The sequence below is a fragment of the Pseudomonas sp. LBUM1679 genome, assembly GCF_059695565.1.
The window spans coordinates 1,542,443-1,566,604 of record NZ_CP166774.1; the positions used below are offsets into that span (position 1 = coordinate 1,542,443).

Genomic DNA, 24,162 nt, shown 5'->3' on the forward strand with positions numbered 1-24,162 from the left:
GACTCGAAATTTGTGTCCGCCCCGAATACCACCATGGGACAAGATCATGGCTTCACCCATGGCCTGGCAACTTGCAATGTGATGAGGTAACGCTCCTCATCGGGGCGCTTGTCATCCTGGAAGCGACCAACCACTAGCATCGCTTGATACTGATTGCCCGCTTGCCAATAGGTAGTGCCACCTTTTCTCTCGTCTCGTAATCGGGCACGCCAAGGTGGCGTGTCGGCGATCGGTGGGCGAATGGGTACCCAGCCCCCTTGGTGCCATTGTTCCTGCAATTCCAGCACGACCTTGAGTGTATCGTCGAGCAACAGCGGCTCGATTTGCGGGGACATACGGACACTGTTGATCAGCTCATTATTAAAAATCACCGTGAAGAAACGGGCCAGAGGGGTAACGAATCCAAATTGAGGGTCGACAAAACGCAGGCGGGCATCGGACTTCGGAATGTTGAACGACACTCGCCTGGGAATGGCTGGATCGATAACTGCACTGGAGCGCTGGCGCATCGCTTCCCAAGGCTCGCCAATCACCAGCGCAATTTCTGGCTCACCCGATAACGTTCGAATCGCCCCCATCGAAAGAAGGGTCGCGACCGCCAGCGCCAACATGCCACGTCGCCAGCCCACGCGTTTCATCAAACTCATCGCACGCCTTGGCCGGCTGCGATATGCCGAATGGCCTGTTCGATCAAGTAGGAATTGCTGTCGTGTAGTAGCTCATCAAACCGCGCTGCCGCATCGAGCACAAAGGCCATGCGTTGATTGATATCGGACAGGTCGGCGAATGGATTATTGCCAAAGCCAATAGTACGCCCGTCATCAACGCGATGGCATTGGCTGGCCAGGGTCAGTTCGATGGCTTGAGCCGCGCCAGACGGGAAGCCCGTGACGTAGGAAACATGGTTGCCGCGTAGCAGCGTTACCAGTTGTGTGTCGCTGTACATTGCCGGCTGCAAGATGTTGACTTGTTCGTGCGTGGCAAGAAAGCCGACACTTTCGGCAATGTTGCCAGAGTCAATGGACTCGAAGGCTTGCAGAATTTCCTCGTGGTTAGTTCCGAACCTTAACGTCTTCTGTCCGATCGGCCAGAGCACCGGGTACTGAGTGCTCTCATAGATATATTGGCGTGACTCAAGACAGGTTTCGAGCGACCACAACCCCCGTTCCTTGTAGAAAGCATGCAGCGGAAATACATCCAGGAACAGCGTGGTATTGCCCATCGCGAGCGTCTCGTATACATGCTGGAGTTGCCGTTGCGTGACTGATAACGGTTCACCGTCGCGCCTGAGGTCGATGCTCGGCATCGGATTGTTGCGGCGGGCATGCTCGTAATCGCGTTGCGCCTGTTCGTCAGTCTTGCCAAAGAAGGTCAGTCCCGAGAACTTCCAACGGCGTTTGGCGCTATTGACCATCCGCTGCCCCGCCTCATGTTCCGCTTGGATTTTGTCGATTGAATCAGCGGCATGCAGCAGACCGCAGCCAACTTGCTTGGAAGCGAAGGCCGCGAGGCCGGCCCATTGAAAACGCCGATCTTCAAGCCACAACCGGGTGTAGGCGGCATTGATCGCGCGGTTACGCGCCTTGGGGTCGGCGATCAGCGTGCCGCCTGGCGCCACGATGGCTTCGGCGCGTTGCTGATACCCGCGCCAAAGGTTCTGGCAGATCACCCCCGGCAGTTCACTGAAAGACGGTGAGGGAGCATTCGGCGCCGAGGTAAAACCCGATTGTCGCGGCGCGACCGGATTGCTTGAGGCGGCAGGCGCGGTCCGTTGAGCGGCACTTCGGGCAGCGTGCGGGGCTGCGCTACGATCGGACTGGTAAGTGGCCGTGAATTCCGAGGGGATCAGCCCGGCTTTGCAGGGGCAACTGCTGAAGCTGTCCAGCGAACCCGCCACCAACTTCCCGTGACTTGTCATGTATGAAACGCCACCCTCGATGACGTAGGTTTTGTTGTCCTTGCCGCAGGAAACGCGATCACCTTCCCGGGCATGGGCTATGCCAAACATCGTGACCCGTGTGTCGGCTTCGAGGACTTTGCCACCGCAGGTGGTTTTGTCATCCTGGCGAATGAAGTGTCCTTCTGACATTGGTTGAAGTCCTTGTTTGCTGGCGACTTGAGCGAGGCGCTCTGACGCGCCCGCTATTGATCAAATCGCTCTGGAGCCCGAAGGAATCGGGGCATGGCAACGTGCAGCGAAAAGGGTCGGGGAAGGGGGTTTAAAGGTAAATGAGACGTTTCCTTGAAGCGTGTAGGAAATGGCGAATCAAAACTTGATGAGGGTGACCTTTGGGTCGCTATTTAGGGAGTAAGGCTGGGAATCGAGTACGGTCGAAATAGATTGGTCGGTTGTCAGGACGCCTTCGCCGGCAAGCCAGCTCCTACAGTTGGGATTGCATGCGGACCGCAGAGCCAGGTCGGCTGTCAGGCCGCCTCGCTTTGGCTTTGGCGGTGCACGCCCCCTCGAGAGGCCGAGTGGAGGTTCTGCGCAGTGGGCAACCCGGCATGGATGCCGGGTTAGCCGCGCACGGCGATGGATGGCCGATCGCGGCGGGCCCACGGAGCAGGACCGGAGCGAGGGCATGCCGAGCATTAGCGAGGCACCGAACGACAGGGGCAAGAGCCCTTGGTTACTTGGGGCTTTTCCAAGTGACCCGCCGTCAGGGCGGAACCCTAAGTGGCCGTTACCAAAGAAATGGATATGTACACGATCAAACAAATCCGCCGACCACAGACGTCTTCGCGAGCAGGCTCGCTCCCACAGAAAGCGAGTTCAATATGGAAGATGAAGTCGTTCCGGGCAGCTGGCTGAATTGATTTATTAAATTGCACGCAATTCAATTGCTCGCTATGTTAATCAGACCTGCCTTACCTTCAGAGTCCAGATCATGAGCGACAACCTGCTGAGCATTCCCTGCACCACCATCAAGGGCGAGCAAAAGACCCTGGCGGATTACGCCGGCAAAGCCGTATTGGTGGTCAACACCGCGAGCAAATGCGGCTTCACCCCGCAGTACAAAGGGCTGGAAGAGCTGTGGCAGACCTACAAGGACCAGGGCCTGGTGGTGCTCGGCTTTCCCTGCAACCAGTTCGGCAAACAGGAGCCGGGTAACGAAGGGGCAATCACCGAGTTTTGCGAGTTGAACTACGGCGTCAGTTTCCCGCTGTTCAAAAAGATCGAAGTCAACGGCGCTGATGCCCATCCGCTGTTCGTGCAATTGAAAAAGCGTGCACCGGGCGTACTGGGTTCCCAGGGTATCAAGTGGAACTTCACCAAGTTCCTGATCGGCAAGGACGGGCAGTTGGTCAAGCGCTTCGCGCCGGCGACCAAGCCGCAGGACCTGAGCCGCGAGATCGAAGCCCTGCTCAAATGAATACCTTGTCCGTCGATTCCCTGAAGCTCGACAGCCAACTTTGCTTCAAGTTGTATGCCGCTTCCCGGGCGGTCATCCGCGCCTATAAGCCGATGCTTGATCAGCTCGGCCTGACCTACCCGCAATACCTGGCGATGCTGGTGTTATGGGAGTGGCAGGAAGCGACCCCGGAGCAGCCGACGGTCAAGGCGTTGGGCGAACGCCTGGCGCTGGATTCCGGCACGTTGACGCCGCTGCTCAAGCGGCTTGAGCAGTTGCAGCTGGTGCAGCGTCAGCGTTCGGCGCGGGATGAGCGTGAAGTGCACCTGAGCCTGTCACCCAGCGGCAAGGCGTTGCGCGCCCGGGTGGGGCCGCTCAAGGCGCGCCTGTTGTGCGACAGCGGTGTCGATCTGGATCGGCTGAATGATCTGCGTGAGGGGCTCGATCATCTCTTGGGCCAGATCAAGGCACTGTCGTAGACGGTATCCACAAATCCAGCAGGGCGGCCAGCTCTTCGCGGCGGAACGGTTTGGCCAGGTAGTCGCTCATGCCCGCTGCACGGCAGCGTTCGCGTTCTTCGGACATCGCATTGGCGGTCAGGGCGACAATGGGCAACTGTGGCCAGCGCCCGCTGCGACGGATTTGCCGACTGGCTTCGTAACCGTCCATTACCGGCATGTTGCAGTCCATCAGCACCAGATCGAACTCACTGTACTCAAGTTGATCCAGGGCCTCGCCACCGTGAGCGGCGACGATCACCTCGCAGCCGAGTTTGCCAAGCATGCCCTTGGCCACCAGTTGATTGACCGGATTGTCCTCCACCAACAACACCCGTCCGCGTCTCAAGGGTGAGCGATTGTCGAGCCGGGCATCGTTGATCGTGCTGAGGTCCGGCTGCAGCACCCGCCGCAGTGTCTGGTACAGCGCATTACGCGCCAGAGGCCGCGCCTGTTGCTGCAAGGGCGCCAGGGCGCTGGCTTCTTCGCTGGGCATGAAACTGCCGTAGGCGGTCACCAGCAAAATCGGCGCAGTGCAGGTGGGGCGCAGGCCGAACAGGCATTCGGGGCAGTCGGTGATCACCACATCCGGGTCCAGTCCGATCAACGAGTCGTCGATCGAACGTTGCTGATATTCCAGGCCCCAACCCGGCAACAGGCTCTTGAGCAATTCCGCCAGACCGCTGCTGGCGGCGGTGATCGCGATGACCTTGCCCGGCAATTTTGCCGGCGCCAGGGCGCGGGTGTGGCACGGCAGCGGCAGGTCTGCGCAGAACTGGCTGCCAAAGCCGGGTTCGGAGCTGATGGCGAGGCGTCCTTGCATGGCTTCGCATAGGTTGTAGGTCAGTGCCAGGCCCAGGCCGGTACCGCCGAATTGTCGGGTAATACCGGCACCTGCCTGGGTGAAGGGCTGAAAGATCCTGAGCTGGGCATCCTGGGCGATGCCTATGCCGGTGTCGCAGACCTCGATCCTGACGCCGTCCCCGAACGTGGACAGGCGCACATCGACCCGACCGAACCGGGTGAATTTGAGGGCGTTGGACAACAGGTTGCTGACGATCTGCCGGACCCGGGTCGGGTCGCCGAGCACCAGCGCCGGAAAGTGCGGATCGATCAGACAGGTCAGTTCGACGCTCGGTGCCGCGTTCTGCGACAGCAGGTTGGCAGTGTCTTCGATCAGCGAGCCGAGATCGAACGGAATGTGCTCGAGTTCAAGCTGACCCGCGTCGAATTTCGACAGGTCGAGAATATCGTTGAGCAATTCCACCAGCACTTTTCCCGAGTCATGGGCGATGGACAGCTGTTGCTGTTGCTCGGCATTGAGCGGGCCATCCAGTGAGAGCGCGATCATCCCCAGCAGTCCGTTAAGAGGGGTACGGATTTCGTGGCTCATGTTGGCCAGGAACGCCGAGCGCGCTTCGGCCATGTCCAGGGCGGTGCGGCGGGCGACTTCCAGTTCCTCGTTGGACTGGATGACCCGGGCGTTGATGGCTTTGAGTTCCGCGGTCCGGGCCGAAACGATGTTTTCCAGTTGTGCGAGGTAGTCGGTCAGACGGTTTTCGGCATTGCGTCGCTGCTGGATTTCGGTGGCGATGTTTTCGAATTGTTGATTCGCAACTTTGACCAGCACGCCGATCTCATCGTTTTCATGACCGGCAGGGCATTCCAGCCACGTCGGTTCGACACTGCGCGGATCGCGGCCGCTGAGTTCACGAATTACCCGTGCCAAGGGTTTGGTCAGCATCACATAGAACAGGGCAAGCAGGATGCCGGTCAGCAGCAGGCTTCGGGTGAAGCCGTTGAGCAGGGTCACTTCGGCCCGACTCAGGAACCGGCTGCCGAAGGCATAGGTGTCGACGTCCAGGCGCAGGGTGCCGAGGGATTCGGACGGTAAATGATCCAGGTACAGGCGGTCTTCGAACCGCCGGTTGGCGCCAAACAGAAAGTCGCTGATCACCCGATAACCGCTCTGCGAGCCAGGACGTTTGACTTTGGCCAACACCGTACCGTTGTTGTCGGTCAATTGCGCGCCGATGATGGCGGGCGAGCGCAACAGGCCCAGGGTCAGTTCCTGGGCGAGTTCGGCGTCGATGTTGTAGGCGATGCGCGAAGCGGGGTTATGACTGATTTCCAGCAATGACAGGATTTCGCGGTTGATGGAGGCATCTTCACTGGCATAATCGATGCTTATTTGCAGCAGGCTGAGCAGCGTGCCCAGAATGAAGCCGACCAATACGGTCAGCCGGGCTTGCTTATAGGACAGTCGGTTAGTGAACTTGATATCCATGGGGTGTTGAACCACTTCCGTTTCCCTTCGCTGCTCAAGCATAGTCGATCATGCATGGATCCCGATGTTCCCGCGCACCCCTTGTTCAAGGGCTGAACAGGCCATCGTACGCTGTGTTGGATCGCTGTAACGCATCATTACCGTGAACGTGCCCGAGGAGAAGACGTGGATTCCCGATTGAATGCTTTTCTTGAACGCGCCGATGCCGTACTGGCCCGTATCGAACCACTGTTGCCCACCCCCCGGCAAGCCATCGACTGGACGCACTGCCTGGCCGCACGCTGGCAACGCGAAGGGCGCAGCGGTTTTCTGCTGCCGCTGCAAGTCAGCCTGGACACGCGTCTGTCCGATCTGATCGGCGTCGATCGGCAAGTGGAGCAATTGGGGCGCAATACCCAACAGTTCCTCGACGGCATGCCGGCCAACCACGCCTTGCTCTGGGGCTCGCGCGGCACCGGCAAATCATCCCTGGTGCGCGCCTTGCTGGCCGAACACGCCCACGCGGGGTTGCGGCTGATCGAGATCGAACGCGATCACCTGGCGGACTTGCCACGCGTAGTCGAACAGATTGGCAAATTGCCCCAGCGCTTCGTGCTGTTCTGCGATGACCTGTCGTTCGAGTCGGGCGAAGGCGACTATCGCGTACTCAAGAGCGTGCTCGACGGTTCTCTCGAACAGGCGCCGGATAACGTGTTGCTCTACGCGACCTCCAATCGTCGGCACCTGGTACCGGAAAAGGAAAGCGATAACGAAAACTGGAAAAGGGTCGACGGCGAACTCCATCCCAGCGAGGCGGTGGAAGACAAGATTGCCCTGTCGGACCGTTTTGGCCTGTGGCTGTCGTTCTATCCGTTTACCCAGGAACACTTCCTCAACGTCGTCGAGCACTGGATCGGTCAACTGGCCGACAAGGCCGGCCTCAAGTGGCAGCGTGATGCAGAACTGGACATCCTCGCCGTGCGCTGGGCCACGGGGCGGGGCAATCGCAACGGACGATGCGCCTATCAATTTGCCCGCTATTGGGTCGGGCTCAAGCTGTTGGAGCACAAGGCATGATCGATTTGCAAAAGAGCGGCCAGGGCCTCGAAGGTTACGGCATGCTGTGGGCGCAGCTGGAGTCATTGCTGGCGGATGAACGGGATTTCATCGCCAACGCCGCGCAGTTTTCGGCGTTCCTGTACCACCAGCTCGATGATTTGAACTGGGCCGGTTTCTACCTCAATCGCAATGAAGAGCTGGTGCTGGGTCCGTTTCAGGGGCAGATCGCCTGCGTGCGAATTGCCTTCGGTCGCGGTGTGTGCGGGGCTGCGGCGGCGACCTTGCAAACCCAGTTGGTCGAAGACGTGCACGCGTTCCCGGGGCATATCGCCTGCGACAGCGCGTCCAACAGCGAGCTGGTCGTGCCGCTGGTCAAAAACGGCCGATTGATCGGCGTATTGGACCTCGACAGCCCGAAGCTCGCGCGGTTTACCGCTGAAGATCAAGCCGGTATCGAACACCTGGCGGCGATTTTCCTGCGCCTGACCGACTGCTGATCATGGGCTCAAGCCTGCCTTGACCCGCAGGCTTGAAGCCTGGTTAAGCCTCTATCATTCTGCTGTTGTCGTTTGTCGAAGTTGCTGTTGCAGCGCCTGTTCCAATTCGAGCATGGCACTCTCTACGGCTTTGCCGCATTCGGTGACGTTGGCGCGATGGATCACTTCATGGCAGGCGTTCTCCAGCGCCTCACAGCTGTCGATCAAGCGGGTGGCCTGGACAATTCGGGCAGCGCCCTTGATTTTGTGGGCAATATCGAGGAATGACTGCCGATCCCCGGACCCGGACAACGCCAGCAACTCTTGTCGGTCCAGCCGGTTGCTGTTGAACAGTTCGGTCAACAGTCGCTGTTCCAGAACCGGGCTGCCTCCCGTCATCTGGTGCAACCCTTTCAGGCTGAAGGCCGGATCGCGGACAGTGGGCTCGATGCCTTCAACCCATTGGCTCAACGCTATCAGCGTCAGGGGCTTGAACAGGCAGTCGTCCATGCCGGCTTGTTTGCAGCGCTGTATTTCTTCCGGCTGTGCGTTGGCGGTGAACCCCAGAACGGTGCAGGGTGGGCGTTGCGTTTGTTGTTCCTGTCGGCGAATGGCGCGGGCCAATTGGTAGCCATTCATGATCGGCATGTTGCAATCGACAATCACCAGGTCGAACGTTTCTGTTTGCCACGCCTCGAATCCTGCTTCGCCATCCGCTGCGACACTGAATCGATGCCCCAGAAACTCGAGCTGCTGACACATGAGCAAGCGATTGGCTGGATGATCGTCGACCACCAGCACGTTCAGGGGCGACCTTGTGCGATGGATGGGCGCTTCAACGGCCTCGGGGAGCTGTTCGCATGACAGGGTTGCCAGGCACAGCGCAACCTGGACCTGCGTACCGACACCCGGCTGGCTGCTCAATTGCAGGCTGCCGCCCATCATCTCGCACAGGCTGCGACTGATCACCAGGCCCAACCCTGCGCCACTTCTGCTTGACTGATCACAGTGATCGGCTTGAGCGAAGGGTTCGAACAACCGTTGCCGATCCTGTTCGCTGATGCCGATGCCACTGTCCTGAACGTGCAACAACAGCCGGATGCGCTCGGGCTCGTCGGTGGGTTGCAGGTCCACGCTGATCCTGACCTGACCAAGCTCTGTGAACTTGATGGCGTTGCTGACCAGGTTGGACAGCACTTGCTTGAAGCGCAGCGGGTCCAAGACGACATCGACCTGTGGATTGTCAGGATGAAATTCCAACAGCAGTTCAAGATTTTTCTGACGCGCCAGTCCATCGAAAATCCGTATCACCGAGGTCACGATCTCTCGCGGATTGACGCGTTCCGGACTCAGGCTCAGGCGTCCGGACTCGATCCGTGCAATATCGAGAATGTCTCCGATCAGTTCGAGCAGGTCTTTTGCCGAGGTGTACGCCACATCGATCGCCGGACGGTCCGGGTGCTGGCGATCGATACGCTTGAGCGTCAGTTCGAGCATGCCGATGACCGCGTTCATCGGCGTGCGAATCTCATGGCTCATGGTCGCCAGAAACGTACTTTTGGCCCGGTTGGCTTCATCGGCCCGTTCTTTCGCACCGCGCAACTCATCGAACAGTTGCCGCCGCTCGCTGATGTCGATCCAGCCGCCAATGATGCCCCGCACTTCACCGCTTGAATCGCGGTAGGGGATAATCCAGTGGTAGATCGTCAGCCTGCGGCCACCGATGTGCAGCGGTCGGTCGAGAATCAGTGGTATGCCCTCGGCCACGACGCGCTGATAGTCGGCTTGAAATTCCCGCGCTTCGAAGGCATTGCTCAGGGTGCCCTGCATGACGCTTTTGCCGATGACCTCTTCACGTTTCACGCAAAAGGTTTCCAGGTAACTGTCGTTGCAGCTTTGCAACAGCCCTTGGCGATCGCGCACATAGATGGGATGCGGTGTCCCGTTGACCAGCGAGCGCATGAATTCGAATTGATCGTTCAACGCACGCTCGGCCGCCTGACGCTGCTTTATCTGTCGACGCATATAAGCGTTCCAGGCAACGGAAAGCAGCAGCAGCACGCCGGCGCCGGTGACGATCTGAAAAAACAGGCGGTGATAGTTGCGCCAGGGATGTTGCGAGGTCGCCGAATAACCCCGCCAGCGACTGTTGATGATGCCCAGTTCTTCCGGTGTGATGCTTTGCAGCGCCTTGTCGAGGATGGCGTTCAGCTCTCGGGCGTCCCGGCCGGTCGCCAGGGAAAATGCGGCCTGGCGGGTTCCGAGGGTGCTGCTGATGCGCAGCGTGTGTTCGAAAACCTGCGATGACAGGAAGTAGTTGGCAACCACCAGTGAGCTCACCGCTCCCTGTGCCTTGCCTTCGGCCAGCATTTCCGCGGCGCTGAAGGTGTCCGGGGTTTCAATCAGCTTGATCTGCGGGAACTCGCGGCGCAAGTCATCCACCATTGGATTGCCCTGGGCGATGGCCAGGCGTTGGTTCTGCAACTGGGCAAGGCTTGTCGGGCTACCGGCGGATTTGCGGGTCAGCAGAATGAAGGAGTTCTGCAGGTATGGCCGGGTGAAGTTCAGGCTTGCTTCACGTTGGGCGCTGGGGAGCAGGGCGGCGATCAGGTCGGCTTGTCCGGAGTTGACCTGCTCGATCATCTCGCCATCGCTGCGGCTGCGTCGGATGTCGAAGCGCAAACCCGTACGCAGCCTGATCAGTTCGAGCAGGTCGGCGGTGATGCCTCGAAAGTTGCCGTCGTTGTCGAAAAACGTCAGCGGCGCAAACGCTTCATTGACCACCACCCGCACGACCGGATGGTGCGCCAGCCAGCGTTGCTCGTTGTCACTGAGCTGCAGTTTTTGATCGGTGAGCAGAATGTCGCTGCCAGCGCTCCAGCGCTTGGCGATGCTGTCTCGCTCGCCTGTGGGGACCGCCATCAGCATCGCATTGATAATCCCGAGCAGTTCGGGGTTGTTCCTGTTCACGGCAAAGCTGAAGCCCTGGGCTTCGTGTTTGCCGAAATTGGCCATGCGGACGTTGTTCAGGTAGCCCTTGTTGATCATGTAGTGGGTGGAAATCGTATCGCCGAGGAAGACGTCAGCCTGGTCGAAAGCCACGGCATTGATCGCATTCTGGTAGGACGGATAGGACGTGATGATCGCCTTGGGATAGACGGCCCTGACTTCCTCCAGTGGCAAATAGTGATACACCATGCTCAGCCGCAGACCCGCGAGACCCTCGCTCAGTGACCTGCTTTCGTCTTCCCGGGTCACCAGCACCGGTTGATCCACGGCGTAGGGTTCGGACAGCACGATGTCCAGGGCATTGTGGGCTTCGAACCCATTGGCGGTGCCGAGCAGGTCGACCTCGCCGTTTTCGAGTGCCTCGATCGCCGCCCCCCGGGACTCGAAGCGCTGGACCTTGATGGCCAAACCGGTGGACTTGCCCAGGATGCCGGCATAGTCGGCGGTGTAACCTTCATACTCGTGACCGCTGACGGTCAGATCGAAAGGCGGATAATCCGGGGCCGAAGTGCCGAGAATCAGTTCACCCTTGTTCTTGATCCATTGGCGTTGGGATTGATCCAGTTGCACTTCCAGGGGGGCGGCCGATGAACGACTGAGCAGGGTGAGACTTTGGCTTGAGGGCTGTGCAGCGGGCACCGAGGTGCTCAGGCTTAAACCCGCGGCCATGAGTATCAGATAGTCCTTTATGTGGCTGGGCATCCTGCTTCTCACACTAACGCGTTACGTTTTGCCATATCGATGAGTTCAACCAGGGATTTGGCCTTGAGTTTTTGCATAAGTCGTTTTTTATAGGTGCTGACTGTCTTGTTGCTCAGAAACATGCCTTTGGCAATTTCCTTGTTGGTGCGGCCTTGGGCGAACAGTTGCAATACCATCAATTCGCGATCGTTGACGGCCTTGAATAACTCCAGGTCTGCATAATGTGCATCATCGCCACGAACAGGACTGAGGGCCTGGCTCGGATAATAGTTGTAACCTGACAATACCGCTTTAATGGCGCTGACCAGTTCACTCAGTTCTTCCTGCTTGCACACATAACCGGAGGCGCCGGATTGCATGCAGCGAATACCGAAAAGTTTCGGGCATTGGGCTGTGAGTACCAGGGTTTTTATCGGAGTACACATCTGGTTGAAACGAGCGAGAACTTCCAGTCCGTCCAGTTTGGGAATACTGATATCGAGAATGACCAGGTCAGGCATGCATTCGCGAACCATCTGCATGGCATCGACCCCATTATCTGTTTCGCCGATGACATTGTAACCTTCATGTTCGAGCAGCATTCGGATGGCAAGGCGGATGACAGGGTGATCGTCGACGATAAAAACGGAGTTCATAATCAAATCCCATACGAGCGCGAATAAAGCGCGCACCTTAGCTCAGATAGTTGAGGTGACGCATGAACTGACGGACCTGCTGCAGCAATCTAGGAATATTCCTACAAGTGAAAAAGAATAGGACTACGTATCAAGTGGATTTTTTGTGGAAAAGGTGACAGTGGCGGGTATTTAGACGAAGTGTCTGAACTTTTGTTTTCGGCAGTTGGAAATTGTGTTTCGGTCGGGGTTTTAGTGCCTGGATTTAAACTTTGTTTATGGTGAGGCCAAGGTCAACAAGTTTAGAAATTCGGATTGTTTCAACGGCTTGACCAGATAACCCAGTAATGGCAACCGATGTTCGTTGGCCCATTGTTTTAATCCGTCCAGTTCAGCGGGTGACAGGCTGCTTAGCAGTATGGCTTGCCTGATCATCCCGCGGTGACTGGCGTACTCGATCAACTCGAGGCCGGGAAGGTCGGGCAGGCATTGATCGCATAAAAGAATATCGAAGGGTTGCGCAGCCCTGAACATATGGTTCATCGCGCTTTCGGCACTGTCGGCGGGGGTCAATTGAGTGAAGCCGTAACTCTCAAGCAGACACTGGGTCACCCTGAGCTGAAAAGGGTGATCTTCTACCAGCAGGATGCGCAGATCGTCTTCGAACATAGGATTACTCACGCTTCATCTGTCGAGTACAGTGGAGTGTGATTATTGAGCGAAAATGCCGGACAGACGATCAGTAAACTTACCTCGAGCTGTAGGGGGATTCAGCGAGGGTTGAATGTACTTGGATTTTCAAGCATCGATCGGCCATTTCGGGTGTCGAAATGGCCGATCGACCGGTTCCTGTCAGTGGTTGGAGCGACCGGTCATTTCCAATGCCATGTCACTGGCATAGCTGTCGGTCATGCCCGCGATGAAATCGATCATGCGCAGAAACGAAGTGTGCAGGGGACCGCAGGGATCGGGCGCATTGTTGCCCAACAGATCGAGGATGCGCCGGCTCTTGAAGGAGGGCGTACGACCGTCATGCTGTTCCAGTGCCGCGCCGCAGAAGGCATTGAGCAGGATTTCCAGCGTGGTATAGGCGCCGATCTCGTGCAGGGTCTTGCGCTTGTCCTGGAAGATCTTTTTGCGCGCCATGTCCTTCGCATTCAACACGCATCGCTTGGCGGGGCCATGCATGTGCTCCACCAGATCACCGGGCAGCAGGCCCGCCAGCAATGCGTCCTGTTGCTCGACAAAGGCGCGGGCCGCGGCATTGGTCAGGTGTTCAATGGCTTTGCCGCGCAGGATCGCCAGTTTACGCCGGCGCGAGTCCTGCGGACCGAGCTGGCGATAGGTTTCCGGCAAATCGTCACCCACCAGGTCCAGCAGCAGTGATTCGACTTCGGCATACTCCAGCAACTCCATCTCCAGGCCATCTTCCAGGTCGATGAGTGCGTAGCAGATGTCATCGGCGGCTTCCATCAGGTACACCAGCGGGTGACGTGCCCAGCGCTGTTCCTCGAGTTGCGGCAGGCCGAGCTTGTGGGCGATCTGCTCCAGCAGCGGCAGTTCACTCTGATAGCAGCCGAACTTGTGCTTCTTGTAGCCCAGTGAGTCCGCGTGTTTTGCCGTCCATGGATACTTCAGATAAGTACCCAGGGTGGCGTATGTCAGCCGGGTGCCGCCGTCGAACTGGTGATATTCCAGCTGCGTAAGTACCCGGAAGCCTTGGGCATTGCCTTCGAAATTGAGGAAGTCATCGCGTTCGACGTCGCTCATGGCATCCAGCCAGCCACGGCCGGCGGCTTGCTGGAACCAGTGCCTGATGGCGTCTTCGCCGGAGTGGCCGAAGGGCGGGTTGCCGATATCGTGGGCCAGGCAGGCCGATTGCACGACCATCCCCAGGTCACTGGGGTCGCACCAGTCGGGCAGGGCATCGCGGATGGTTTCACCGACGCGCATGCCCAGCGAGCGGCCGACGCAACTGACTTCCAGCGAGTGGGTCAGGCGCGTGTGGATGTGATCGTTACTGGAGACTGGATGAACCTGCGTCTTGCGCCCGAGGCGGCGAAACGCTCCCGAAAAAATGATGCGGTCGTGGTCTTTGTGGAAAGGGCTGCGGCCGAGTTCTTCCCGGCTGTGCAGTGGCTTTCCGAGGCGTTCGCGAGTAAGCAAAGTTTGCCAATCCAAGGCTGGTGCTCTCCGTCAGGTGACTGAGTCCCTAGCTTCCGTGTTCGCGCCATGGCCTGCAAGGGGGAAAACACGCACACACACCTGTAGGCGCACGGCCTGCCGGCGACCGGGTGGGCACGCCGGGATGAACCCCTCGATGAAGAGGTTGATCCCGGTGACGTTACAAGCATGCAGCCAGAGAGTGGCCTAGGGGGCGTTCTCAATTAGTTTCCCCACCGCGTTGTCGCCTTAAAGCGGGCCAGGCAAGGCGCAGGCCGCTGGGAATGGTTATTCCCTTTCCAAGGCCTGCAACGCAGCCTGGCCCGCTTTAAGGCACAACCCGAAGGGCCGGGCCTGCTGTTGTGCAGGGCTGCGTTGCTCGAAGCTTATTTGGAATGACCAAACCACGCTTCTCGCGCCTTGCCCTGCACAACAGCAGACCCGGCGCGGAGGGGAAACTAATTGAGAACGCCCCCTAGTGGTTGCGCGAGGAGCCTTGCATGACCAGCTTGATCAACGGACCCAGGGTGGTCCCAAGTCGAACCAGTCGGGTCAGGCTGCTGGTGCCGCCACTCTTGGCGCCCTTGCCGGTGAGAAAACCCAGCAAGGTCACGGCCGCCATGCCCCAGAGCGGGGCGTGTTTGATGCCGAAGCCCCCCTGCAGGTTTTGCGTCATCCCGCGCACACGCTGCAGGGGTTGCAGCAGTTGCGCGGATTCGTGGCGGATTTCCTGGCGATGCATTTCCATGCGCAGGCGGATCAAGGCCTTGCGCATTTCCGTGCGCGAGTTGTTGTTAGGCAATGCAGGCAGACTCATGGCAGCAGGCGCTCCCGATCATTGGCCAATTCTTCCAGCGTGCCGTGAAAGGGCGAGGACTCATCGAAAATCGCCGCTCTCAAGCGCATCCCGCAGAATATGGCCGCGAGGGTATAGAACACGCAGAGCCCGATGATGGCCGGCAGGCGATAGGTGTCCCAAAACAGGATCAACACCAGCGTCGACAAGCCCACCAGCAACAGCAAGGCAAACACCAGCGCGAGGCCGGCGAACAGCAACAGGCTGACGGTGCGGGCCTTCTGTTCCTGCAGTTCGATGCCGAACAGTTCGACATGGCTGTGCAGCAGCCCAAGAAAAGCGGCACCCAGGCGCCGCGGTGAGGAGCTTGGGCCCGTCGCGGACGAGCCGGATTCGCCGATCGCCATAATCAGCGCCGAGTGGCCAGCAGGCCAATCAGGAAGCCTACGCCCGCCGCTATCCCGACCGATTGCCATGGATTGGCCTGAACATAGTCTTCAGTTGCGGTGACGGCGGCCTTGCCGCGTTCGCGCAGGGAATCTTCGGTCAGTTTCAAGGTTTCCCGGGCACGCAGCAGGCTGTCGTGGATTTGCGAGCGCAATTCATCGGCCTGATCGCCGGCCAGCGTCGCCGTGTGTTCCAGCAACCGCTCGGTGTCGCTGACCAGTGTTTGAAAGTCATTCATCAGAATTTCTTGAGCAGTCTTTGCCTTGATGCTGGCCATGGGTGGATCTCCGTAAGTGGCGTCTGTTGCGTTCGAGTATGAGCCTTGCGTGAAGGTTCAGTACAAATGACTGGTACAACTTTTGCTATGTCGTGGTGCGTCCGCCTGCGCCCTTGCGCTGTTGCCGGGCATGATTCGAGCGAAACCTTATCTCAAATAAAGAAACCTCGCGCAAAGGCTCCAACCTTGTGCGCCAAAGTGGCTCAGCGGATCCTTGTACCGATCCGGGAGCGTTGCAACTTGGTGCATGAATCGTCTGTGCGAACTGCTTTGGTGCTTTTTTAGCCTTCAGGTCTGCCAATCCATGGAAAATCTGCAAAGCGCTGTGGACAGTCTGATCCATAGCTCCAACACGTTGTTCATTCTCGGCGGCGCGGTCATGGTGCTGGCCATGCACGCCGGTTTTGCCTTCCTGGAAGTTGGCACGGTCCGACAGAAGAATCAGGTCAACGCCCTGTCGAAGATCCTCAGCGACTTCGCAATTTCGACCCTGGCCTACTTCTTTATAGGCTATTGGATTTCCTATGGGGTCAGCTTCATGCAACCGGCGGCGGTGATCAATGCCGATCATGGCTACGGGTTGGTAAAGTTTTTCTTTCTGCTGACGTTTGCCGCGGCGATCCCGGCGATCATTTCCGGGGGGATCGCCGAGCGAGCCCGGTTTGTCCCGCAGTTGTGCGCGACGGCCTTGATCGTGGCGTTCATTTATCCGTTTTTCGAAGGCATGATCTGGAACGGCAACTTTGGCTTGCAAGCCTGGTTGCTGGAACGCTTTGGCGCAAGCTTCCATGATTTCGCAGGCTCGGTGGTGGTCCACGCCATGGGGGGCTGGCTGGCACTGGCGGCGGTGTTGTTGCTCGGGCCACGCAATGGTCGTTACCGCGACGGAAAACTGGTCGCGTTCGCCCCCTCGAGCATTCCTTTCCTGGCATTGGGTTCGTGGATCCTGATCGTCGGCTGGTTCGGTTTCAACGTGATGAGTGCGCAAACCCTGCAAGGTCTCAGCGGACTGGTGGCAGTGAATTCGCTGATGGCCATGGTCGGTGGCACCGTGGCGGCGCTGATCGTCGGGCGCAATGACCCGGGCTTTCTGCATAACGGCCCGCTGGCCGGGTTGGTGGCGATCTGCGCCGGCTCCGATCTGATGCACCCGGTGGGTGCGCTGGTGACCGGTGCCGTTGCAGGTGCGCTGTTTGTCGGGTGCTTTACCGCCGCCCAGGGCAAATGGAAGATCGACGATGTCCTGGGGGTGTGGCCGTTGCATGGCCTGTGCGGCGTCTGGGGTGGAATCGCCTGCGGCATTTTCGGCCAGGTCACATTGGGTGGTCTGGGCGGGGTCAGCCTGATCAGCCAATTGATCGGTACTGCGCTGGGTGTGATGGTGGCGCTGGTCGGTGGCTTTGCCGTGTATGGCGTGATCAAGGCGTTCCATGGTCTGCGCCTGAGTCAGGAAGAAGAGTATTACGGCGCGGACTTGTCGGTGCACAAGATCGGCGCAGTCAGCCAGGACTGAGTCAATGCGCGTCATCGTCTGCGCCGGGATAAAATCCGTGCAACAGGCGATAGCGGTCGTGCCGGATCTGGTCGGCCCGCTCCTGCACCTGATGCGCGGGCAACCCCAGCATGATCAGCGCGTGGGAGGCGAGCATCAGGCTCGACTCCAGCAGTTCCGGCACGACTTCGCTGGCGCCGGATGCTTTCAACTCGGCCAGTTGGCTGTCGTCGCGCGTGCGTACCAGGATCGGCACGGTCGCGTTGATTCGCCGCGCTTGCTTGAGGATCAGTAAAGCGATGTCGGTCTGATCCACGGCGATCACCAGCAGCCTGGCGCGCTCCAGCCCTGTCGCGATCAGCAGTTCACCGCGGCGTGAGTCGCCATAATGCACACAGGTTTCACCCACGGCGGCTTCCTGGACACGCACCGGATCAGTATCCAGTGCGATATAGGGTTGCTGCGCATTGCGCAGTGCGCGTCCGATCGACTGGCCGACACGACCATAGCCACAGATCACTGCATGGCCATGCAAGTCGGCGGTGAGCGCGCTGATTTCCTCGAGTTTCGCTTCTTCATTGGGCTTGCGGTGCAGGCGTGTCGCAAGGTGAGGCGCGGCGCGCAATAGCAGCGGCGTGACGAGCATCGAACAGAAGGTTGCCGCCAGCAGCAGGCCGCCAAAATCGGCGGGCATCAGTGTGTTCTGCTGCATCTGTGCCATCAGCGCAAAGCAGAACTCGCCGCCCTGGGCCAATGCCAGGCCGCTGCGCCAGGCAGTTTCGCCATCGCTGCCGCGCCATTTGACCAGGAGCGCAACGACGCTGCCCTTGAGCAGCAACAACCCCAGGGTCAGGCCGAGGATCAGCAGGCCGTGGCTGGCGAACAACTGCAAGTCGATCAGCATGCCGATACTGACAAAGAACAGGCCGAGCAGAATGTCGCGGAAGGGGCGGATGTCGGCTTCGATCTGGTGCCGGTAGTGGCTTTCTCCCAACAGCATGCCGGCCAGGAATGCGCCCAGGGCCGGGGAGAGGCCGAGCAGGTGAGTCAACCAGGCTGTCAGCAGCACGATGACCAGCGCCAGCAGCACGAACAGCTCAGCGGAGCGGGCTGCCGCTACTTCATGGAACAGCCGCGGCAGTATCCAGCGACTGGCCAGCAGCAGACCGACGAACAGCACCACGGTCTTGCCCAGCGTCAGTGGCAGCGCCCAGTACCAGGCCTGATCGCTGTTGCCGGCGAACACGGGCACCATCGTCAGCAGCAACACCGCCACCACATCCTGGAACAGCAGCACGGCGATGGCATTCTGGCCGTGGCTGCTGAAAATCTCGCCGAGACTGCCCAGCTCCTTGCTGACGATGGCGGTGGAGGACAACGACAAGCCGGCACCGAGTAACAACGCAGGCAGGGTCGAGATGCCGAGCACCATCAGCAAACCACCCAGCAGCATTGCAGTGCCCAGCACCTGCAGGCTGCCGAGGCCAAACACCACTTGGCGCAACGCGAGCATTTTCGTCAGGGAAAACTCCAGCCCCAGGGAGAACAGCAGGAAAACCACCCCCAGTTCGGCGAGGTCCGGCAAGTCTTCGCCTTCATTGACCCAATTGAATGCGCTCGGCCCGATCATCAGTCCCACGCACAGGTAGCCGAGCACGGGCGGCAAGCGCAGGCGCTGGAACAGTGCAATCACCACCAGCGAGGACGTGAAGATGATCAACAGGTTGGCGAACACAAAACACTCCGGAATCAGGTCTGGCTACTCAAGCGTAGAGGCAAAAAGGCCATGAGCATCGCGTAAGTTCCACTGCGCACGAATGATTTGAGTCAGCAGTTTGCCGAAATCTTCTGATATTCACCGTTGCTCAGACGCTTGGTTCATTGGCTCGACTGCTTTTGATCACCGGCCTAGAATGAACGCCTACTTAGTCGGGTCTTGTCGTCATGCTTCCTGAATGTCAGCTGTTCGGCACCATAGGGTGCCATCTGTGTGAAGTGGCCGAAGCCATGCTGATGGAATTTGTCGAGCGCGGCCTGCTGGTCGAACTGGTGGATATCGCTGACGACGAAACATGGTTCGAAGCCTACAGCCTGCGTATTCCAGTGTTGCGACGGATCGATACCGGCGCGGAGCTGGGCTGGCCGTTCGGTGCCGATCAGGTAGTGGCGTTCTTGGGTTGATCGGACGCTTTCGGCAACGGCCCACCCGTCGCCGTTCTCGTTTCCTCCATTGGCGAAAAACAGCTTATTCGGTTACTGTATGGGCATACAGCTATTCCGGTTGCCTGCCATGCGGTCCCTCCTGCGGGATTGGGCAGGCGATCCCAGAAGTGAGAGGGATGAACGTGGTCAATGTCGAACAATTGAAGAACAGCGTGAACCGGATGTCGGCGGACGTGGTGCGCGAGGCCGTCACCGAATTGCGTCTGGATGGCCTGGTCACCGAAGGAAAAACCCCCTTCAACAAGCTGCATTTCAACACCTGTTTCGCCGAAATCGAAGCCTTGTTCCAGCGCGCGGGTTATCACAGGCAATTGGATGTCGTGGGTTATCAGGGCTTGTTGTATGCCCTTTATGACCCGGGTCGCTGGGAGGCGGTCGACGTGCTGCGCTGGCTCAAGGAGTTCACCGAAGCGGCAGCGCAGACCCGAGCCCTACCGGCTTGAGGATTCTCTTCTAGGTTCGATCCGGCTGCTGTCGGATAATGCCGCCCTGTATCGAGGGTCAGAACGTCCGTATGTCCACTTCATCTTTTTCTGCAGCACACACCCAGGCCAGCACGCTCTACTTGCCGCCGGGGCCGTGGCAGACCGTGCTCGATTGCCTGTGTGAGCACTTCAGCGCCATTGGCCGTGAACAATGGCTGGACAGGATCGCTCGCGGGCGCGTCCTCGACGGGCATGGCGCACCGATTGCCCTCGATCTGCCTTACAAGGAAGGTCTGCGGATTCACTATTTTCGAGAAGTGCCGGACGAAAAGCCGATCCCGGTGGTCGAGTCGATCCTGTACGCGGACGACCATCTGGTGGTGGCGGACAAACCGCATTTCCTGCCGGTGACGCCGGCCGGGGAATATGTGGAGCAGACCCTGCTGCGACGGTTGATCCGCCGCCTGGATAACCCGCATCTGGTGCCCTTGCACCGCATTGACCGGCATACGGCGGGGCTGGTGCTGTTTTCCGCCAACCCTCGGAGCCGGTCGGCGTATCAGTCGTTGTTTCCTGCGCGGCAGATCGAAAAGCGCTACGAGGCGATTGCCAGGGCATTGCCTGATCTCTCCTTTCCACTGGTGCACAAGAGCCGGCTCATCGATGGCGAGCCTTTCTTCCGCATGCAGGAAGGTCCGGGCGTCAGCAACACCGAGACAGCCGTCGAGGTCCGGGAGAAGAACGGTGATCTGTGGCGGTATGCGCTTTACCCGGTGACGGGCAAGAAGCATCAATTGCGCGTGCACATGACCGCCCTGGGCGCGAGCATCTGCAACGACCCGTTCTATCCCCAGGTGCTCAAGGACGTCGTGGATGACTATGCCAATCCCTTGAAGCTGCTTGCCCAAGGGCTACGGTTTGTCGATCCGGTGAATGGCCAGGAAAGAACCTTCGAAAGCGCGATCACGCTGCAGTGGTGAGCACCGTTCTTCGGTCACGAAAAAGCCCGCTTGATGCGGGCTTTTTCGTGGCCGGTCGTCAGCGCAAGGATTACAACTCCTTGACGGTACGCACCTGGTCCTTGTTGACGCGATTTTGCTTGCCATCCAGTTGTTCGAATTCGTAGAAACCGGATTCGTCATCATATTTAGGAGCGTCGACGGCCTGGATTTCGCGACCGTCATTCAAGGTGATCACTGTAGGCGAAGCGCAACCGGCAAGGGTCGCGAGGCCCAGTGCGAGCATGAAAGTGGCAAGGGTCCGTTGAGTCATGAGTGTGTCTCCGATTTGAATTCTTTTGGTTACTGAGCTTGAGACGTATACAACGAGTGCAAGTTCCGTGGGTAGTGTCAGTCTGGCACAGTGTTATGGGTACTTAACAGTTCCGGGGTATTGAGGTTGGCCAGGCGCGGGTCATTGTCGGGGCATTGCAGTGCATGGGCCCCCAGCTTGCGCATGAGGCGACCCGGGCTGCGTTCACCGTCGTGCCAGGCACGTTCAAAAGCGTTGGAAAGTGCCACGGGGATGATGCACAGCAAGGGCTCCCAATGTTCGCCCTGGCGCAGCATCAACGGTTTGTCCGGATGCCGGCTGGCGGTTTCGCGCATGCCCTGGAGCAACGCGGCATCGATACGGGGCACATCACAGGGCAATATCATCAGCTGCGCATGCCTGGCCGCCTTCAGGCCCGCCCGGATACCGGCCAAAGGCCCCGGAAAATCCCCTTCGTCGTCATGGACCAGCCGGTCGGCGTAGGGTGCGTACTGCTCCGGGTTCCTGTTGCAGGAAATGATCAGGTCATCGCTCAATGCGCGGGTCTTGCGGTGCAGATGAGCAATCAGGGGTTCACCGTGCCATTGCAGCAACCCTTTATCCTGACCGCCCATGCGTTGGCCTCGCCCACCCGCCAGGAGCAGGATGGAGCAGGGCGGCAAATCCATAGGCGAAGTCATGGCAGGTCTCCATGGGGGCGGCGAAAAAATGAGGGGCTGTGATATAACACCGGGCTGTTTCTCCTACAACTGGACGAGCCTATGAAAGCCAAGGCTGATGTACCTTTTGCGCCGCTCAATATCGCGGTGCTGACGGTCAGCGACACCCGTACCCTGGAAACCGACACGTCAGGCCAGCTCTTCGTCGACCGCCTGACTGCCGCCGGCCATCACCTGGCGGACCGGGTGTTGCTCAAAGATGACCTCTACAAAATTCGCGCGCAAGTCGCCAACTGGATTGCCGACGATGTCGTGCAGGTCGTGCTGATCACCGGGGGCACCGGTTTTACCGGACGCGACAGCACGCCTGAAGCCGTGAGCTGCCTGCTGGACAAGCAGGTCGACGGCTTTGGTGAACTGTTCCGGCAGATATCGGTGGCCGATATCGGCACCTCGACCGTGCAGTCCCGGGCCCTGGCCGGTCTGGCCAATGGCACGCTGGTCTGCTGCCTGCCCGGTTCGACCAATGCCGTACGCACTGGTTGGGACGGCATTCTCGCCGAGCAGCTGGATTCGCGGCACCGTCCGTGCAATTTCGTGCCTCATTTGAAACAGGCGGCACCCTGTGAATCCCGTGGGTAAGCCAGGCAAGACCGGCAGTTTGATGGCGGTCGAAGTGGCTCTGGCCCGTTTGCTCGAAATGGCCGAAGCCTCGCCGATTCGCGAGCGGGAACGCTTGCCGTTGGCGCAGGTGGAAGGCCGCGTGCTGGCCGATGACCTGGTGTCGACGCTTGACCTGCCGCCATGGCCCAACAGTGCCATGGACGGTTATGCCTTGCGCGTGGCTGACTGGACGGGCGAGCCGTTGGTGGTCAGTCAGAAGATTTTTGCAGGCAAGGCTCCGGATCCCTTGGAGCCAGGCACTTGTGCACGAATCTTCACCGGTGCGCCGGTTCCTGCGGGTGCCGATTGCGTCGAGATGCAGGAAAACGCCGAGGTCCAGGCGGATGAGCGAGTGCGTTTCATCGAACCCATGGTCCCGGGGCAAAACATCCGTCCGCAAGGGCAGGAAACCACCGTCGGTGAACTGATCCTGCCTGCCGGCACGCGCCTGGGACCGATCGAGCAGGGGCTGGCGGCATCGCTGGGTTGCGCAGCGCTGGAAGTGATTCGCAAGGTTCGCGTCGCGGTCTTGTCTACCGGGGATGAGTTGCTTGAACCGGGTCAGGCGCTGGGACCGGGGCAGATTTACAACAGCAACCGCGTGTTGCTCTGCAGTTGGTTGCAGCGCCTGGGCTGTGAAGTGATAGACGCCGGTATTCTTGCGGACGACCTGGCGACTACTCGCACCTGTCTGGGTGAGTTGAAGGATGTCGACCTGATCCTCTCGACGGGCGGGGTCTCGGTAGGTGAAGCCGATTTTCTCGGGATCGCCTTGCGGGAAGAGGGCGAGTTGACCTTGTGGAAGTTGGCCATCAAGCCAGGCAAACCGTTGACCTTCGGGCATTTTCGCGGCGTCCCGGTGATCGGCTTGCCCGGCAACCCGGCGTCGACCCTGGTGACCTTTGCCTTGTTGGCAAGGCCCTATCTGATGCGTCGTCTGGGGGTGAAGGAGGTCGAGCCCCTGAAGTTTCAGGTTCCGGCAGGATTTGCCTGGCCCAAAGCCGGCAATCGGCGCGAGTATTTGCGCGGACGGCTGGAGAACGGGCGGGCCATCATCTACAGGAATCAGAGTTCCGGGGTGCTGCGCAGCGCCGCCTGGGCGGATGGTCTGGTTGAAGTGCTGGAAGATCGCACGCTGGTCGAGGGCGACTGGGTCAGCTTTATCCCGTTGAGTGAGGTCCTGGGCTAACCCGGCATCCATGCCGGGTTAGCCCACTGCGCAGAACCTGCGTTCGGCCTCTCGAGGGCGCATGCCCCGTAGGAGCTGTCGAGCGAAGCGAGGCTGCGATCTTTTGATCTCGCTTCTCGGCGATCTCGAGAAGGTCAAGATCAAAAGATCGCAGCCTGCGGCAGCTCCTACATTGACCGCGTCCGCCGCATGGGTTGACCTCAACCCCGGCGGGTACTGCGTTCATGGCGACTCCTTATCGACCCACGAGAAGCGTGACGAGCTGGTCGAATCGGCTATTGCCGATCCACACCAGAAGCCCCAGGACCACGGCTGTTCCGCCAGCTGAATAAACCAGCCGGTGCTTGATGGATTTGACGTGGTCACGCAGTTCATCCATGTCTCTACGCATGTATCTGAGATGCGTCTCCAGTTCAGTGACGCGAGGATCCATGGCGACTCCGCCGGTGGGTGCTGCGCTGTTTTTTAATTCAGCCTGATGATTGGAGCGTTTTTCTGCGAGTGGTGTGACCGGAATGAGCGGTGGCCTGATGTCATGGTTTTGCATGGCACGTCCCTGTTTGTTTCTGCTGATGACTGT

24 protein-coding genes are annotated in these 24,162 nt (G+C 59.2%); 10 read left to right on the forward strand and 14 right to left on the reverse strand.

The genetic code is table 11. The features are described 5' to 3' along the window. Window positions 1–44: 44 nt before the first annotated feature. Entirely contained in the window at window positions 45–647 is a 603-nt protein-coding gene (locus ACA062_RS07120) for a hypothetical protein (RefSeq protein WP_497455771.1), read from the reverse strand. After that, window positions 644–2,089 carry a PAAR domain-containing protein gene (locus ACA062_RS07125; protein WP_497455772.1) on the reverse strand — a complete coding sequence of 482 codons (1,446 nt, stop codon included), beginning with the start codon at window positions 2,087–2,089 and terminating at the stop codon, window positions 644–646. The genes ACA062_RS07120 and ACA062_RS07125 overlap by 4 nt, the downstream gene beginning before the upstream one ends. Before the next feature lie 799 nt (window positions 2,090–2,888). On the opposite strand from ACA062_RS07125, the gene ACA062_RS07130 reads away from it, so the two are divergent. Together ACA062_RS07130 and ACA062_RS07135 are read left to right on the forward strand one after the other, a co-directional pair. After that, complete coding sequence (locus tag ACA062_RS07130) at window positions 2,889–3,374, forward strand: glutathione peroxidase (protein ID WP_497455773.1); 486 nt, start codon at window positions 2,889–2,891, stop codon at window positions 3,372–3,374. Next, window positions 3,371–3,832, forward strand: coding sequence for a MarR family winged helix-turn-helix transcriptional regulator (locus ACA062_RS07135; protein ID WP_150787593.1), 462 nt, complete (start codon window positions 3,371–3,373; stop codon window positions 3,830–3,832). The genes ACA062_RS07130 and ACA062_RS07135 overlap by 4 nt, the downstream gene beginning before the upstream one ends. Here ACA062_RS07135 and ACA062_RS07140 read toward each other — a convergent pair. Further along, a complete protein-coding gene (locus ACA062_RS07140) occupies window positions 3,816–6,137 on the reverse strand; it encodes a hybrid sensor histidine kinase/response regulator (RefSeq protein WP_497455774.1) in 2,322 nt (773 codons plus the stop codon). The two genes, ACA062_RS07135 and ACA062_RS07140, sit on opposite strands and share 17 nt — an antisense overlap. Window positions 6,138–6,302: 165 nt before the next feature. Between ACA062_RS07140 and ACA062_RS07145 the strand changes: the two genes are divergently transcribed. Continuing rightward, window positions 6,303–7,193: an ATP-binding protein gene (locus ACA062_RS07145; protein WP_497455775.1), complete on the forward strand. Its 891-nt coding sequence runs from the start codon at window positions 6,303–6,305 to the stop codon at window positions 7,191–7,193. Beyond that, window positions 7,190–7,672 carry a GAF domain-containing protein gene (locus ACA062_RS07150; RefSeq protein ID WP_497455776.1) on the forward strand — a complete coding sequence of 161 codons (483 nt, stop codon included), beginning with the start codon at window positions 7,190–7,192 and terminating at the stop codon, window positions 7,670–7,672. The genes ACA062_RS07145 and ACA062_RS07150 overlap by 4 nt, the downstream gene beginning before the upstream one ends. Before the next feature lie 54 nt (window positions 7,673–7,726). On the opposite strand, the gene ACA062_RS07155 is transcribed toward ACA062_RS07150, so the two are convergent. The 7 genes from ACA062_RS07155 to ACA062_RS07185 all read right to left on the reverse strand — a co-directional run bounded on the left by ACA062_RS07155 (window position 7,727) and on the right by ACA062_RS07185 (window position 15,659). Continuing rightward, window positions 7,727–11,362 (reverse strand): transporter substrate-binding domain-containing protein, encoded by a 3,636-nt coding sequence (locus ACA062_RS07155; RefSeq protein ID WP_497455777.1) that lies wholly within the window; start codon window positions 11,360–11,362, stop codon window positions 7,727–7,729. Window positions 11,363–11,370: 8 nt separating this feature from the next. Beyond that, on the reverse strand, window positions 11,371–11,997 hold the full coding sequence (locus ACA062_RS07160) for a response regulator (RefSeq protein ID WP_497455778.1): 627 nt from the start codon (window positions 11,995–11,997) through the stop codon (window positions 11,371–11,373). A 255-nt stretch (window positions 11,998–12,252) separates the two neighbouring features. Beyond that, a complete protein-coding gene (locus ACA062_RS07165; RefSeq protein WP_497455779.1) occupies window positions 12,253–12,645 on the reverse strand; it encodes a response regulator in 393 nt (130 codons plus the stop codon). Between the two features lie 183 nt (window positions 12,646–12,828). Beyond that, window positions 12,829–14,157: a deoxyguanosinetriphosphate triphosphohydrolase gene (locus ACA062_RS07170; RefSeq protein WP_497455780.1), complete on the reverse strand. Its 1,329-nt coding sequence runs from the start codon at window positions 14,155–14,157 to the stop codon at window positions 12,829–12,831. A 457-nt stretch (window positions 14,158–14,614) separates the two neighbouring features. Then, on the reverse strand, window positions 14,615–14,956 hold the full coding sequence (locus tag ACA062_RS07175; RefSeq protein WP_497455781.1) for a hypothetical protein: 342 nt from the start codon (window positions 14,954–14,956) through the stop codon (window positions 14,615–14,617). Continuing rightward, on the reverse strand, window positions 14,953–15,342 hold the full coding sequence (locus tag ACA062_RS07180) for a phage holin family protein (protein ID WP_064676499.1): 390 nt from the start codon (window positions 15,340–15,342) through the stop codon (window positions 14,953–14,955). Before ACA062_RS07180 ends, ACA062_RS07175 begins: the two co-directional genes overlap by 4 nt. Before the next feature lie 2 nt (window positions 15,343–15,344). Next, window positions 15,345–15,659, reverse strand: a complete 315-nt coding sequence (locus ACA062_RS07185; protein ID WP_128871571.1) for an ElaB/YgaM/YqjD family protein — start codon at window positions 15,657–15,659, stop codon at window positions 15,345–15,347. 304 nt (window positions 15,660–15,963) lie between these two features. On the opposite strand from ACA062_RS07185, the gene ACA062_RS07190 reads away from it, so the two are divergent. Further along, window positions 15,964–17,172, forward strand: coding sequence for an ammonium transporter (locus ACA062_RS07190; RefSeq protein WP_497455782.1), 1,209 nt, complete (start codon window positions 15,964–15,966; stop codon window positions 17,170–17,172). A 1-nt stretch (window position 17,173) separates the two neighbouring features. Here the strand turns inward: ACA062_RS07190 and ACA062_RS07195 are convergent, their stop codons facing one another. Further along, a complete protein-coding gene (locus ACA062_RS07195; protein ID WP_497455783.1) occupies window positions 17,174–18,886 on the reverse strand; it encodes a cation:proton antiporter in 1,713 nt (570 codons plus the stop codon). A gap of 209 nt (window positions 18,887–19,095) precedes the next feature. On the opposite strand from ACA062_RS07195, the gene ACA062_RS07200 reads away from it, so the two are divergent. From ACA062_RS07200 to ACA062_RS07210, 3 genes are all read left to right on the forward strand, one after another. Next, a complete protein-coding gene (locus tag ACA062_RS07200; RefSeq protein ID WP_497455784.1) occupies window positions 19,096–19,332 on the forward strand; it encodes a glutaredoxin family protein in 237 nt (78 codons plus the stop codon). Between the two features lie 164 nt (window positions 19,333–19,496). After that, window positions 19,497–19,817, forward strand: a complete 321-nt coding sequence (locus ACA062_RS07205; protein ID WP_497457375.1) for a transcriptional regulator — start codon at window positions 19,497–19,499, stop codon at window positions 19,815–19,817. Between the two features lie 71 nt (window positions 19,818–19,888). Then, window positions 19,889–20,779 carry a pseudouridine synthase gene (locus ACA062_RS07210; protein ID WP_497455785.1) on the forward strand — a complete coding sequence of 297 codons (891 nt, stop codon included), beginning with the start codon at window positions 19,889–19,891 and terminating at the stop codon, window positions 20,777–20,779. A 70-nt stretch (window positions 20,780–20,849) separates the two neighbouring features. Here ACA062_RS07210 and ACA062_RS07215 read toward each other — a convergent pair whose 3' ends face one another. Both ACA062_RS07215 and mobA read right to left on the reverse strand, forming a co-directional pair. Continuing rightward, complete coding sequence (locus ACA062_RS07215; protein ID WP_497455786.1) at window positions 20,850–21,071, reverse strand: YgdI/YgdR family lipoprotein; 222 nt, start codon at window positions 21,069–21,071, stop codon at window positions 20,850–20,852. Between the two features lie 77 nt (window positions 21,072–21,148). Continuing rightward, a complete protein-coding gene (mobA, locus tag ACA062_RS07220) occupies window positions 21,149–21,751 on the reverse strand; it encodes a molybdenum cofactor guanylyltransferase MobA (protein ID WP_497455787.1) in 603 nt (200 codons plus the stop codon). 81 nt (window positions 21,752–21,832) lie between these two features. Between mobA and moaB the strand changes: the two genes are divergently transcribed. Both moaB and ACA062_RS07230 read left to right on the forward strand, forming a co-directional pair. Further along, window positions 21,833–22,372 (forward strand): molybdenum cofactor biosynthesis protein B, encoded by a 540-nt coding sequence (gene moaB / locus ACA062_RS07225; protein ID WP_497455788.1) that lies wholly within the window; start codon window positions 21,833–21,835, stop codon window positions 22,370–22,372. 22 nt (window positions 22,373–22,394) lie between these two features. Continuing rightward, window positions 22,395–23,582, forward strand: a complete 1,188-nt coding sequence (locus ACA062_RS07230; protein WP_497457376.1) for a molybdopterin molybdotransferase MoeA — start codon at window positions 22,395–22,397, stop codon at window positions 23,580–23,582. A 235-nt stretch (window positions 23,583–23,817) separates the two neighbouring features. Here the strand turns inward: ACA062_RS07230 and ACA062_RS07235 are convergent, their stop codons facing one another. After that, complete coding sequence (locus ACA062_RS07235) at window positions 23,818–24,129, reverse strand: hypothetical protein (protein WP_497455789.1); 312 nt, start codon at window positions 24,127–24,129, stop codon at window positions 23,818–23,820. Between the last annotated feature and the right edge of the window lie 33 nt (window positions 24,130–24,162).